This is a genomic window from Streptomyces sp. NPDC091209 (genome assembly GCF_044757755.1).
Taxonomy (GTDB): domain Bacteria; phylum Actinomycetota; class Actinomycetes; order Streptomycetales; family Streptomycetaceae; genus Streptomyces.
This window is the reverse complement of sequence record NZ_JBIVVR010000002.1, coordinates 174726-187618: the sequence shown is the minus strand read 5'-3', so window position 1 is coordinate 187618 and position 12893 is coordinate 174726. Positions and strand designations below refer to the sequence as shown.

The following is a 12893-nucleotide window of genomic DNA, read 5'->3' as shown; positions in this document are numbered from 1 at the left end:
ATCCGGGCCTGGCTGGAGGCGTGTCCTGGCCGGGGCGGGCGGGCCTATCCGGCCGGGCGGCCGGAGTTCCGTCCCGGCGGACCGGTGCCGGCGTGCCGGTGCGGGGCCGGGTAACGCCGGGCCCCGCACCGGAAGATCCGGCTCAGCTGAAGATGATCATCGAGCCCTGGGCGAGACTCCGGGTCGCCGCGGCGTGCAGGCCCAGCCAGACGTGACGTTCACGGGCGAAGGGGCTGGCGTCGAAGGGGGCCGGAGCGGCAGGCTCCTCCAGCTCCGTGGGAGCGCTCGGGGGCTGCGGTGGCATCGGGGGATTGGCCGGGTCGATACCGATCGCGGGGGCCACGAACTCGAGTTCGCGCAGAAGGGCCTGGGAGGAGCCCAGGGGGCCGCCGCCCGCGAGGAGTTCGTCGTTGGCCAGCGGATGCGGGAACTCGACCGGAACGTACGCGCCCGCGTGGTCGTAGTGCCAGACCAGATGCGACTGCTGGGCGTTGGTCTCGAACATCTCCAGCAACTGTTCGTAGTCGCCGCCCAGTTCGTCGACCGGCGCCACCGCGAGCCCACACATCTGGAGCAGGTACGCGCGACGCAGGAAGTGCAGCGCGTCGTAGTCGAAGCCGGCGACCGGGGCCACGTCACCGGACAGGCCGGGCATGTACGCGTACACCGGCACCGGGGGGAGTCCGGCCTCGGCGAGCACCTTGTCGTAGAGCGCGAGTTCCTCGGCGAAGGGGTTGTCGGGGGTGTGGCACAGCACGTCGACGAGCGGGACCAACCACAGGTCACAGGCCAACAGACGGCTCCTCTTGCTCCTTGGGGTGCAGGGTGGTCAGGGCAGCGTAGTGCGCGTGGCGGTCCTGTGAAGAGGCCGGTACGCAACTTGGGCCCCCGGGTGGGCAGGGGTCCGTCCGCGGCTCGGGTGCCGCGCCCCCATCCCCCCGATCGCCCGGAGCGGATGTCCTCAAACCCGGGATCGGCGCGAACCGTGTCCCCGGCCCCCGTCTCAGGGGGCGTCGAGGCGCTCGATGAGGGCGAGCGCGTGCTCGTTGTACGCCGTCACGATCGCCCGCGCCGTGTCGGCGTCGCGGCGCGCGAGAGCGTCCACCAGTTCCGTGTGGCCGGACCAGAGCTGGCCACGGAGGTCGGAGACCCGGCGCAGATGCTGGACCGTGCAGACCCACGACTGGACCCGCAGCCGGTGCAGGAAGTCGCAGAGGTAGGTGTTGCCGAACAGGCTGCTGAGCTCGCGCCAGAAACGCAGGTCGTAGCCGATGAGGATGTTCAGGTCGCCGGCGGAGGCCGCGCGCTGGGCCTCCTCGCCGCGGCGCCGGACGGCCGCGAGGGCGGCGAGCGCGCGGGGATCGTCGGCCTGCCGCATGCCCTCGGCCACGAGGGCCTGGAACATGCCCTCCGTGATCAGGCTGCGCGCCTCGACCATGCCGCGGTAGTCGGCGGCGGAGTACTCGTGCACCCGGAAGCCGCGGTGCTGGTCCGCGTCCAGGAGCCCCTGGGCCGACAGGTCGACCAGCGCCTCGCGGACGGGGGTGGCGGAGACGCCGTACTGCTCGGCGATCTCCTTCACCGTGAACTCCTGGCCCGGCCGGAGACGGCCCCCGAGCACCTCGTCACGGAGCGCGTCCGCGATCTGCTGCCGCAGGGTGCTGCGGGTTACGGCGCCCGTGCCGCCGGTGCCGGCCATGGTGGTCGTCTCACTCCCCATCGCGTGGGCGGGTGCGCGTGTCTCCTCGCGTATCCCTTCGAGCAGGCCACCATACGCCGTGGGGGTCGGCGGGCGGATTCTCCGGCACCCCCGAAGGGGCGCGGGCGACCGCGCGGCCGACCCCGCCGGGGCGTGCCCCCTCTACGGCGTCACACCGTGTGCTCGTCCGCCACCGACAGTGCCTCGTCCAGGGCCGCCAGACCCTCCTTGGCCTCGGCCTCGGTGATGTTGCACGGCGGAACGACGTGGGTGCGGTTCATGTTGATGAAGGGCCACAGACCGCGGGCCTTGGCCGCGGCGCCGAACGCGGCCATCGGCGCGTTCGCCTCGCCCGCCGCGTTGTACGGGACCAGCGGTTCCCGGGTCTCCCGGTTCTTCACCAGCTCCAGCGCCCAGAAGACGCCCGTGCCGCGCACCTCGCCGACACTCGGGTGCCGCTCGGCCAGCTCGCGCAGCCCCGGTCCGAGGACGGTCTCGCCGATGACCGCGGCCTGGTCGACGATCCCCTCGTCCTCCATGACGTTGATCGTCGCGACGGCGGCGGCACAGGCCAGCGGGTGGCCGGAGTAGGTGAGTCCGCCCGGGTAGGGCCGCCTGGCGAAGGTCTCGGCGATGGCGGCGGAGATCGCCACACCGCCCAGCGGCACATAGCCGGAGTTCACGCCCTTGGCGAAGGTCATCAGGTCCGGCGTCACCTCGTAGTGGTCGGCGGCGAACCACTTGCCGGTCCGGCCGAACCCGGCCATGACCTCGTCCAGGATGAAGACGATCCCGTAGCGGTCGCAGATCGCGCGCACCCCGGCGAGGTAGCCGGCCGGCGGCGTCATGATCCCCGCGGTGCCCGGGATCGTCTCCAGGATGAGGGCCGCTATCGTCCCGGGCCCCTCGAAGGCGATCGTGTCCTCCAGGTGCTGGAGCGCGCGCTCGCACTCCTGCCGCTCGCTGTCGGAGTGGAAGGGGCTGCGGTACAGGAAGGGCGCCCAGAAGTGGACGACACCGGCGGCGCCGCTGTCGTTCGGCCAGCGCCGCGGGTCACCGGTGAGGTTGATCGCGGTGGAGGTGGCACCGTGGTACGAGCGGTAGGCGGAGAGCACCTTCGGACGGCCGGTGTGCAGCCGGGCCATCCGCGTGGCGTTCTCGACGGCCTCCGCGCCGCCGTTGGTGAAGAAGATCTTGTCCAGGTCGCCCGGGGTCCGCTCGGCGATCAGCCGGGCCGCCTCCGAACGCGCCTCGACGGCGAAGGCGGGCGCGAACGTGGACAGGGTCGCGGCCTGCTCCTGGATCGCGGCGACGACCTTCGGGTGCTGGTACCCGATGTTGGTGAAGACGAGCCCGCTGGTGAAGTCCAGATACCGCTTGCCTTCGTAGTCCCAGAAGTACGACCCCTCCGCGCCGGCGACGGCGAGCGGGTCGATGAGCTCCTGCGCGGACCAGGAGTGGAACACGTGCGCGCGGTCCGCGGCCTTCACGGCGGCGCCGGCCTGGGGGTTGGGCTGAGGGGTCATGCGGCGAAGCGTAAATGTCCACGGACCGGGCGCGGTATCGGCGTCCTGTCTGTGGTCCGGGGCTTTCCGCGACAGTCTGTCGGGCTTGACCGAGGGACGGGTCCGCGTTCGGGGGTGTCCGGCGGCCCTTCCCGGCGATCCCCCGGCGGCGGGCGTCAAGGAGACGGCGGGACCCGTTACGAAAACGGGATCAGTCGTGTCGGAACCGTAGACAGCACCCGTCCACTTCCCCGTAGAGCGCACTATCCTCGGTCTGTTGCACACATATGGGGGAGGGTGGGCGCTGCCATGGAGAACCTGGGGGCAGGGGATCCGCACCGGATCGGGGCGTACCGCCTGCTGGCGCGGCTCGGTGCCGGAGGGATGGGCCACGTCTATCTCGCGCGGTCCGACCGGGGACGTACCGTCGCCGTCAAACTCGTCCGGCCGGAGCTCGCCGAGCAGGAGGAGTTCCGGGCACGCTTCCGCCAGGAGGTGCAGGCCGCGCGCCGGGTCGGCGGGCTCTGGACCGCACCCGTGCTGGACGCGGACACCGAGGCCGCGATCCCCTGGGTGGCCACCGGCTATGTCGCCGGGCCCTCGCTCCAGGCGGTCGTCGGGCGCGACCACGGAGCGCTGCCCGAGCGTTCCGTGCGCATCCTCGCCGCGGGCCTCGCGCACGCGCTGACGGACATCCACGCCGCGGGCCTCATCCACCGCGACCTCAAGCCGTCGAACGTCCTCGTCACCATCGACGGCCCCCGCGTCATCGACTTCGGCATCGCACGCGCCCTGGAGACCGTGACCGACGGCGGTCTGACCCACACCGGGGCGCTCGTCGGTTCCCCCGGCTTCATGGCCCCCGAGCAGGTGCGCGGCGACCGTGTCACGGCCGCGTGCGACATCTTCTGCCTCGGCTCGGTCCTGTCGTACGCGGCCACCGGCTCCGTTCCCTTCGGGGCGGCCAACAGCGGTGTGCACGCCATGATGTTCCGCATCGCGCAGGAGGACCCGGATCTGACGGGTGTGCCCGAGGGGCTCGCCGACCTCGTGCGGGACTGTCTGCGCAAGGACCCGGCCGCCCGGCCCGGTCTCGACGAGATCCTGGAGCGCACGGGCGCGGAGGACACCGTCTCGGAAGGGCGCACCCTCGACCCCTGGCTGCCCGGCTCGCTGGTGGCCCAGCTCGGGCGCCACGCGGTGCAACTGCTCGACACGGAGAATCCCGACGAGGGGCAGGGGCGGCCCCCGGCGGGTGCCGTGCCGGCCAGGCCGTCCCTGCCGCCCGCGCCCTCGGCGCCGGTCGCGGCCCCGGACTTCTCCAAGCCGCCGTCGGGAGCGCCCGCCGCCTCGGCCTCCGCCGCCTCCTCGACGCCCTCCGCCTCTTCCTCGGCGCCCGCCGCGTCCGCCGACGCCTCCCCGGAGCACGCGCCCGCGCCCGCCGAGGAGGGCTCCACCCCGCCTCCCCCCGGGCGGCCCGGCCCCGTGAACCATCTCCCCACCGTCATCGGGGGCTCGGGCGCGACGCCTCCTCCCGCGGCGCCGGCCGGTCCGCACCCCGCCTACGGCTACCCGCAGCAGCACCCGCTGCCCCCCGGCCAGGGCCCCGCCCACCCCGCCTACGGCTACCCGCAGGCAGGCTGGGGTGCGCCCCAGCCGCCGTACGGCTCGACGCCTCCCTACGGCCCGGGCGTCGCCGCCCACCCGTACGGACCCGGCGGCGCGACCCCGCCCCAGGGGCCGACCCCTCCGTACGGTCCCGTGGTCGCCCCGCTCGGACCGGAGCCGCCGCGCAGGAGCGGCCGGTCCACCGCCCTCCTCGTCGTCGTGGCCCTGGTCGTCGCGCTCGGCGCGGGCGGCAGTGTGTTCGCGCTGTTGAAGGGCGGCGCGGGCGGGGGCGGCCAGGACGACCCCAAGGCGTCCGTCCCGGCCTCCGGCGAAACGACACCGGGGCAGAGCGCCGCGCAGACGCCGGCCACCGTTTCCGAGTCGCCCAGCACCGGGGCGACGCAGGGCGGCACCGTCCCGGAGGCGTTCCTCGGCACCTGGGACGCCGCCATCGACAACTCCACCGGCCATCACACGCGTCGGCTGACCATCCAGCAGGGCGGGGTCGGCGACACGGTGCTGACGGTCACCGCGGACGGCAGTGACTACCACTGTGTCTTCCAGGCCGCCCTCGCCGCGGTTCCGGGGCCCGGCGGGCCGCTGGAGATCGGCCCCTCCCAGGTCACCGTCGGTGAACCGCCGTCCTGCAAGCCCGGTGCCGCCTCCGAGGTCACCCTCCTGCCGGACGGCCGGCTGCGGCGGGCGAAGACCGGCTCGGCAGCCGAGGCCGAGCTGAACTACACGAAGAGCGGCTGAGCCCGGAACCCCGCCGGGGGACCCCGCCCGGGGGCCGCGGGCCGTGGCCGCGGACCCCGGGGAAGGCGTCCACCGCCGTGCCGTCCGGGGCGGTCGAAGTTCATTTCCCGTATGTGGGCTGTTTCCGGCCGCGGCCGTACGGTGACCGCACCGCACCACAGTGCTCGGGGGAGTGGCTCACTGTGAGTTGGCTGAGCGCAGAGAACGTCGTGGCCGTCGGGACCGCCGTCATCGGTGTCGTCTCCTCCGCCGTGATGGTCTGGTACGAGCGAAGGGTGCCGCGCCGCAAGACGATCGGCTACCGCGTCCAGATGGACAATCCCATCGGCGACGACGTCCGCTCGGGGCGCGCGAACGTACGGCTCGGGCTGTTCGACGAGACACCCGGCATGTCCGACGCCACCCTCGTGCTGCTGCGGATCGAGAACGACGGCTCGCAGAGCATCGGCCGGGACGACTACACGAGCCATGAACACGGCCTGACGGCGGTGTTCACCGACCGCACCATCCGCGGTGTGTCCGTGACCCAGCCGACCGGCACCGACCACCTGATGGGCCACTTCACCCCGACCGCCGGTCTCAGCTACGAGGACGGCACCCTGCACGTCCCGGGGGTCCCGCTGAACCGGGGCGAGCACTTCAAGCTGCTCGTCCTGCTGTCGGGCGGCGACGTGGGCTGTCCGATACGGATCGTCGGCGGCATCCGGGACGGTGAGGTCCGGCCCAACCGCAGTACGACCCCGGACGATCAGCAGCCGCTGTTCAGCCGCGCGGCCCGGCTGATCACGGTGATGCTGACGGCGTGCGTCGTCACGCTCGCCCTGATCGTCGTCCTGCGCGACGACACGCCACCGCCGATGGGCTGTGAGCGGGGCACGCTGACCGTCACCGGCTCGACCGCCTTCGCGCCCGTGATGCGCGGCCTGGCCGAGAGGTACGAGCACGACTGCGAAGGCTCCACGATCACGGTGGACGCCCACGGCAGCACGGACGGTGTGCGTGCGCTCGAAGCGGCGGGGCAGGCGTCGAAGAAGGGATCGCCGGCCCTCGTCGCCCTCTCCGACGGTCCCCAGCAGGGCGACTTCCCCAGCCTGCGCGAGCACCGGATCGCGGTCTCGGTCTTCACGCTGGTCGTCAACGACACCGTCCGGGTCAGGAACCTGTCGCTGACCGACGTACGCCGTCTGTACCGCGGCGAGATCAGGAACTGGAAGCAGCTCGGCGGACCCGACAGGCCCGTCCTCCTCGTCAGCCGGGACGCCAACTCCGGTACCCGGCAGGTGTTCCAGCGCCGGGTGCTCGGACGCGGCGAGATCGCCAACTCCTCGCTGGACTGCGTCCACAAGGACGACGCGACGGCACCGCTCGTGCGCTGCGAACTGGACTCCACCGACCAGGTGCTGAGCAAGGTCGCCGAACTGCCCGGCGCGATCGGCTACAGCGAACTCAACGACGCCACCGGGCACAAGGGCCTGCACCGGATCGGCCTCGACGGTCACAGCGCCTCCGTCGTGGACCTGGAGCGCGGCACCACGGACTACCCGTACCGCGAGATCGAGTACGCCTACACCTACGGAGACTCGCCCAGCGACTCCCTCGCCTCCAGCTTCCTGACGTACATCGGCCAGGGCAGCGGCGAGGCGGTCATCCGCGCCCGCGGTCATCTGCCGTGCGGGACGCCGGTCGGCCTGAAGATCTGCGGCGCCGGCTGACGCCGTGGCGACCCGGCACACCGGCCGCCCGGGACCGCTACCTGGGCTCGGGCGGGCGCTGGCGGGGCATGTTCGGGCGGGTTCCCGGCGGCAGCGGGACCCGCCCGTTCAGGGGCGATCCGTCGGGCCTGGGCGCTCCCGCCGCCGACGACTGGATCCCCAGCGGCGCCGGTCCCGTACGGAACTCCACCATCCAGTCCGCCGTCTCGGTGCGCACCAGCTCCGTGACGTCCTCCGAGAACCTGCGCAGCACCCCGATGCACCGGTCGGCCGCCTCGCTGGCCGTCCCGTCCGCGGGGCCCAGGACCTCCCGGACGCTCTCGGACGCCCAGTCGAACTGAAGTGCCTGAAGCCGCCGCTGCACGGCCTGCGCGGTGGCCACATCCCTTATCCATCCGGAGGTCACTCCGAAGAACCGGTCGACGGCGACGCAGGAGACCGCGAGCAGCAGCGCCAGATATCCCCACGGAGCCGCCCCCCGCGCCGACCCGGTGAGGTCGAGCAGCGGCAGCGCGGCCCCGGCGACGGCCCCCAGCGAGGCACCGCTCCGCAGCAGCCGCGCCCCCCACCGCTTCCACACGCGGTCGGAGAGGTACCAGGCGGCCGTGTCGAGCGCCCCCTGCTCCACCCACCGGTAGAGCTCGTGGAGCCGCTCGGCTGGCTCCCCCCAGTCGCCGAGCGGAAACGGCCGACCGGTCAGGTCGCCCGGCCGCAGCCCCGCCGCGCCCTCGCTCCGCCCGTCCTGGGGCGGCCCCTCCGGCTGCATCTCCGGCTGACTCACCGGTACTCCCTAGTTGACGACGGTGATGACGGACGACGGTGACGACGGTGACGGCACTGACACTGCGTGACGTCCTGTGACGCGTGGTGCAAATGCGCCGCCCCCTTCCTACCGCCCAATGGGTGGCGATGGACCGGGTTTACCGGCTTTTCCGCCTGGAAGAGGGTCTTGATCAGGTATAGGCGCGATGACGGTGTCACTCGAAAGAGTGCTTGGGCGACGGGCCCGTCGACCACGTAGGCTCAAGCTGGACAGGAAAAGCGGTCCACACAGCCGTACTCGAAACCAGGAGCTGATCGTGATTCCCGGTGGTGGCCAGCCCAATATGCAGCAGTTGTTGCAGCAGGCCCAGAAGATGCAGCAGGACCTGGCGAACGCGCAGGAGGAGCTGGCGCGGACGGAGGTCGGGGGCCAGTCGGGCGGCGGCCTGGTGAAGGCGACCGTGACGGGTTCCGGAGAGCTTCGCGCCCTGGTGATCGACCCGAAGGCGGTCGACCCCGAGGACACCGAGACGCTCGCCGACCTGGTCGTCGCGGCCGTCCAGGCGGCGAACGAGAACGCGCAGGCGCTCCAGCAGCGGACGCTGGGCCCGCTCACCCAGGGGCTCGGCGGCGGCAGCGGCATCCCCGGTCTGCCTTTCTAAGACCGGCGGCGGCCAACTACCGTACGCACCAGGAAGAAACGCAAGAGGAAACGCAGGACGGGACCAGGCGGTACCAGGACACTCGGAAAGGCAGTCCGTTGTACGAAGGCGTAGTTCAGGACCTCATCGACGAACTGGGGCGGCTCCCCGGCGTCGGTCCCAAGAGCGCGCAGCGGATCGCCTTCCACATCCTGCAGGCGGAGCCGGCGGACGTCCGCCGGCTCGCGCAGACCCTCATGGAGGTCAAGGCGAAGGTCCGCTTCTGCGCGACCTGCGGCAACGTGGCGCAGGAGGAGTTGTGCAACATCTGCCGCGACCCGCGCCGCGACCTCTCGGTGATCTGCGTGGTGGAGGAGCCGAAGGACGTCGTCGCGGTCGAGCGCACGCGTGAGTTCCGCGGCAAGTACCACGTGCTCGGCGGCGCGATCAGCCCGATCGAGGGCGTCGGCCCGGACGACCTGCGGATAAGAGAACTCCTGGCCCGCCTCGCCGACGGCGCGGTCACCGAGCTCATCCTGGCCACGGACCCGAACCTGGAGGGCGAGGCCACGGCCACGTATCTCGCCCGCATGATCAAGCCCATGGGCCTCAAGGTCACCCGCCTGGCCAGCGGCCTCCCGGTGGGTGGCGACCTGGAATACGCGGACGAGGTCACGCTCGGCCGCGCCTTCGAGGGGAGACGACTTCTAGATGTCTGACGCCACGCTGCACGAGACCAGCCCGGACCCCGACGACTTCGTGGTCCAGATCGCGGACCAGGTGGAGAGCTTCCTGGTCGCCGTCACCGAGGTGGCCAAGGGCGACGAGCCGGACTCGGCCGTGCCCTTCCTCCTCCTGGAGGTCTCCCAACTCCTCCTGGCCGGCGGCCGTCTCGGCGCGCACGAGGACATCGTTCCCGACGAGCGCTACGAGCCGGACCTCGGCCCCGAGGGGGATGTGGACGAACTCCGCGAGCGCCTCGCGGTGATGCTGGAGCCGATCGACGTCTACTCCGAGGTCTTCGACCCCTACGAGCCCCGCAAGGCCCCCGTCCCGGCCCGTATCTCCGACGACCTGGCCGACGTCATCACCGACCTGCGCCACGGCATGGCCCACTACCGCGCGGGCCGCACCACGGAAGCCCTGTGGTGGTGGCAGTTCTCCTACTTCTCCAACTGGGGCTCCACCGCCTCCGCGGCCCTGCGCGCCCTGCAGTCCGTGGTGGCCCACGTCCGGCTGAACCAGCCGCTCCAGGAGCTCGACGGCCTCGACACCGACCAGGAGATCGGCGAGGAAGCCCTCGCGGAGGAGGCCGGCAAGGTGATGGCCGAGGAGATCGCGGGGCCGCTCGGCCTGCGCACGGTCAAGTAGCGGCGCTCGGGTCCCCGCGCGGTCACGCAGCCCTGCTCGCTCCGCGGGCGGTGACGCAGCCCCGCTCGGTCCGCGCACGGTCGAACAGCCGGCCGCGCCCCGGTGTCCGCGGTGTGACTCGGGGCACTTTCGGAGTGGCGGGGCTTCGGCACGGGCAGGTGCCGTCTCGGAGCGGCCGGACGTCCCTTATCGACCTGACAGCCCGGAGTGATCACGTCGTGAGCGGGACATCTCACGATGCGATACCCCGGAAGGGAAATCCGGCCGCTCGTTAGACTGAGCCGACCGCAGTTGTGCGGTGCAGAGACGGATTGAGCGAGGAGCGCACGTGGGCCTTGTCGTGCAGAAGTACGGGGGTTCCTCCGTAGCCGATGCCGAGGGCATCAAGCGCGTCGCCAAGCGGATCGTGGAAGCGAAGAAGAACGGCCACCAGGTGGTCGTGGTCGTTTCCGCGATGGGCGACACGACGGACGAGCTGATCGATCTCGCCGAGCAGGTATCTCCGATGCCCAGCGGACGAGAGTTCGACATGCTGCTGACCGCCGGAGAGCGGATCTCCATGGCCCTGCTGGCGATGGCGATCAAAAACCTGGGCCACAGCGCCCAGAGCTTCACCGGCAGCCAGGCAGGCGTCATCACCGACTCGGTCCACAACAAAGCGCGGATCATCGACGTCACCCCCGGCCGTATCCGTACGGCGCTCGACGAGGGCAACATCGCCATCGTCGCCGGGTTCCAGGGTGTCTCGCAGGACAAGAAGGACATCACCACGCTGGGCCGCGGCGGGTCCGACACCACGGCCGTCGCGCTGGCCGCGGCGCTCGACGCCGAGGTGTGCGAGATCTACACCGACGTGGACGGCGTGTTCACCGCCGACCCGCGCGTGGTGAAGAAGGCGAAGAAGATCGACTGGATCGCCTTCGAGGACATGCTGGAGCTCGCCGCCTCCGGCTCCAAGGTGCTGCTCCACCGCTGTGTGGAATACGCGCGCCGTTACGACATCCCGATCCATGTGCGCTCGTCCTTCAGCGGACTTCAGGGCACCTGGGTCAGCAGCGCACCACTCGTCGGAAAGACACAGCAGCAAGGGGACCAGAAGGTGGAGCAGGCCATCATTTCCGGTGTCGCTCACGACACCTCCGAGGCCAAGGTCACGGTCGTCGGTGTGCCGGACAAGCCGGGCGAGGCCGCCGCGATCTTCCGCGCCATCGCCAACGCCGAGATCAACATCGACATGATCGTCCAGAACGTGTCGGCGGCCACCACTGGTCTCACGGACATCTCCTTCACCCTCCCGAAGACCGAGGGCCGCAAGGCCATCGACGCCCTGGAGAAGGCGAAGGGCGTGATCGGCTTCGAGTCGCTGCGCTACGACGACCAGATCGGCAAGATCTCGCTCGTCGGCGCCGGCATGAAGACGAACCCGGGTGTCACGGCCGGCTTCTTCGAGGCGCTCACCGACGCCGGGGTCAACATCGAACTGATCTCGACCTCCGAGATCCGCATCTCCGTGGTCACCCGCGCCGACGACGTCAACGAGGCCGTACGGGCCGTGCACACCGCCTTCGGACTCGACTCCGACAGCGACGAAGCCGTCGTCTACGGAGGCACCGGGCGATGACCGGACGACCGACGCTCGCGGTCGTGGGAGCGACCGGGGCCGTCGGCACGGTCATGCTCCAGATCCTGTCCCAGCACGCGGACGTCTGGGGCGAGATCCGTCTGATCGCCTCGCCGCGCTCGGCCGGCCGCAAGCTGGCCGTGCGCGGCGTCGAGGTCGAGGTGGTGGCCCTGTCGGAGGAGGCCCTCGACGGGGTCGACGTCGCCATGTTCGACGTTCCGGACGAGGTGGCCGCCCAGTGGGCGCCGATCGCCGCCGCCAAGGGCGCGGTCGTCGTGGACAACTCCGGCGCCTTCCGGATGGACCCGGAAGTGCCCCTCGTCGTCCCCGAGGTCAATCCGCACGCCGCGCGGGTGCGCCCGCGCGGGATCGTCTCCAACCCGAACTGCACGACCCTGTCCATGATCGTGGCGCTCGGCGCACTGCACGCCGAGTTCGGGCTGCGCGAACTCGTGGTCTCCTCCTACCAGGCTGTCAGCGGCGCGGGCCGCGCGGGCGTCGACACCCTGCGCCGGCAGATGTCCCTCGTCGCCGGCACCGAACTGGGGAACAGCCCCGGTGACGTCCGCCGGGCGGTGGGCGACGACACGGGCCCGTTCCCCGAGCCGGTCGCGCTGAACGTGGTGCCGTGGGCCGGGTCGCTCGCCGAGGACGGCTGGTCCTCGGAGGAGATGAAGGTACGCGACGAGACCCGCAAGATCCTCGGGCTGCCCCGTCTGAAGGTCGCCGTGACCTGCGTCCGTGTTCCCGTGGTGACCACGCACTCGCTGACGGTGCACGCCCGCTTCCAGGACGAGGTGACCGTCGACAGGGCGCGGGAGATCCTGGCCACCGCGCCGGGAGTCGTGCTCTTCGACAATCCGGCCGCCGGGGAGTTCCCGACGCCCGCGGACGTGGTGGGCACCGACCCGACCTGGGTGGGCCGGGTCCGCCGGGCACTGGACGACCCGACGGCCCTCGAACTGTTCGTGTGCGGGGACAACCTGCGCAAGGGAGCCGCTCTGAACACCGCCCAGATCGCGGAGCTGGTGGCGGCGGAGATCGTCGCGACGCCGTAGATCCGGCCGTCCACGCGGGGTCCCGGGCGGTCCGCCGCCCGGGTCCCGGGTGCTCCGGTCCGGCCGTCCGGATCGGTTTCGACCCGGACGGGACTGCCGTCCGGACGGCCTCGGCTCCGCAGGTTCTGCTGGTCCGGCGGGTGCGGGCCGTAATCCTGGT

General features: G+C 71.6%; 11 protein-coding genes. 7 read left to right on the top strand and 4 right to left on the bottom strand.

The features are described 5' to 3' along the window. Positions 1-142: 142 nt before the first annotated feature. From ACIQRL_RS07810 to ACIQRL_RS07800, 3 genes are all read right to left on the bottom strand, one after another. Positions 143-793 carry a hypothetical protein gene (locus ACIQRL_RS07810; RefSeq protein ID WP_401328533.1) on the bottom strand — a complete coding sequence of 217 codons (651 nt, stop codon included), beginning with the start codon at positions 791-793 and terminating at the stop codon, positions 143-145. A gap of 210 nt (positions 794-1003) precedes the next feature. Beyond that, positions 1004-1699 (bottom strand): GntR family transcriptional regulator, encoded by a 696-nt coding sequence (locus tag ACIQRL_RS07805; protein ID WP_401329533.1) that lies wholly within the window; start codon positions 1697-1699, stop codon positions 1004-1006. Positions 1700-1869: 170 nt separating this feature from the next. Further along, positions 1870-3225 (bottom strand): aspartate aminotransferase family protein, encoded by a 1356-nt coding sequence (locus tag ACIQRL_RS07800; RefSeq protein WP_401328530.1) that lies wholly within the window; start codon positions 3223-3225, stop codon positions 1870-1872. 288 nt (positions 3226-3513) lie between these two features. Between ACIQRL_RS07800 and ACIQRL_RS07795 the strand changes: the two genes are divergently transcribed. Both ACIQRL_RS07795 and ACIQRL_RS07790 read left to right on the top strand, forming a co-directional pair. Continuing rightward, entirely contained in the window at positions 3514-5568 is a 2055-nt protein-coding gene (locus tag ACIQRL_RS07795) for a protein kinase (protein WP_401328527.1), read from the top strand. 182 nt (positions 5569-5750) lie between these two features. Beyond that, entirely contained in the window at positions 5751-7280 is a 1530-nt protein-coding gene (locus ACIQRL_RS07790; RefSeq protein WP_401328524.1) for a substrate-binding domain-containing protein, read from the top strand. Positions 7281-7317: 37 nt separating this feature from the next. Here the strand turns inward: ACIQRL_RS07790 and ACIQRL_RS07785 are convergent, their stop codons facing one another. Continuing rightward, a complete protein-coding gene (locus ACIQRL_RS07785) occupies positions 7318-8061 on the bottom strand; it encodes an SLATT domain-containing protein (protein ID WP_401328521.1) in 744 nt (247 codons plus the stop codon). Between the two features lie 298 nt (positions 8062-8359). On the opposite strand from ACIQRL_RS07785, the gene ACIQRL_RS07780 reads away from it, so the two are divergent. The 5 genes from ACIQRL_RS07780 to ACIQRL_RS07760 all read left to right on the top strand — a co-directional run bounded on the left by ACIQRL_RS07780 (position 8360) and on the right by ACIQRL_RS07760 (position 12733). Next, the gene (locus ACIQRL_RS07780) at positions 8360-8704 is read left to right on the top strand and encodes a YbaB/EbfC family nucleoid-associated protein (RefSeq protein ID WP_401328519.1); all 345 of its coding nucleotides are present in this window, start codon (positions 8360-8362) and stop codon (positions 8702-8704) included. A gap of 98 nt (positions 8705-8802) precedes the next feature. Then, the gene (gene recR / locus ACIQRL_RS07775) at positions 8803-9402 is read left to right on the top strand and encodes a recombination mediator RecR (protein ID WP_401328516.1); all 600 of its coding nucleotides are present in this window, start codon (positions 8803-8805) and stop codon (positions 9400-9402) included. Beyond that, on the top strand, positions 9395-10054 hold the full coding sequence (locus tag ACIQRL_RS07770; RefSeq protein ID WP_401328515.1) for a DUF5063 domain-containing protein: 660 nt from the start codon (positions 9395-9397) through the stop codon (positions 10052-10054). Before recR ends, ACIQRL_RS07770 begins: the two co-directional genes overlap by 8 nt. Positions 10055-10382: 328 nt before the next feature. Further along, positions 10383-11675: an aspartate kinase gene (locus tag ACIQRL_RS07765; RefSeq protein WP_401328512.1), complete on the top strand. Its 1293-nt coding sequence runs from the start codon at positions 10383-10385 to the stop codon at positions 11673-11675. Next, entirely contained in the window at positions 11672-12733 is a 1062-nt protein-coding gene (locus ACIQRL_RS07760) for an aspartate-semialdehyde dehydrogenase (protein ID WP_401328509.1), read from the top strand. The genes ACIQRL_RS07765 and ACIQRL_RS07760 overlap by 4 nt, the downstream gene beginning before the upstream one ends. The last annotated feature ends 160 nt before the right edge of the window (positions 12734-12893 follow it).

Excerpts from the sequence above, each read along its gene's own strand:
- ACIQRL_RS07770 (WP_401328515.1), top strand. The coding sequence starts at position 9,395 with ATGTCTGACGCCACGCTGCACGAGACCAGCCCGGACCCCGACGACTTC.
- ACIQRL_RS07805 (WP_401329533.1), bottom strand. The coding sequence starts at position 1,699 with ATGGCCGGCACCGGCGGCACGGGCGCCGTAACCCGCAGCACCCTGCGG.
- ACIQRL_RS07760 (WP_401328509.1), top strand. The coding sequence starts at position 11,672 with ATGACCGGACGACCGACGCTCGCGGTCGTGGGAGCGACCGGGGCCGTC.
- ACIQRL_RS07795 (WP_401328527.1), top strand. The coding sequence starts at position 3,514 with ATGGAGAACCTGGGGGCAGGGGATCCGCACCGGATCGGGGCGTACCGC.
- ACIQRL_RS07800 (WP_401328530.1), bottom strand. The coding sequence starts at position 3,225 with ATGACCCCTCAGCCCAACCCCCAGGCCGGCGCCGCCGTGAAGGCCGCG.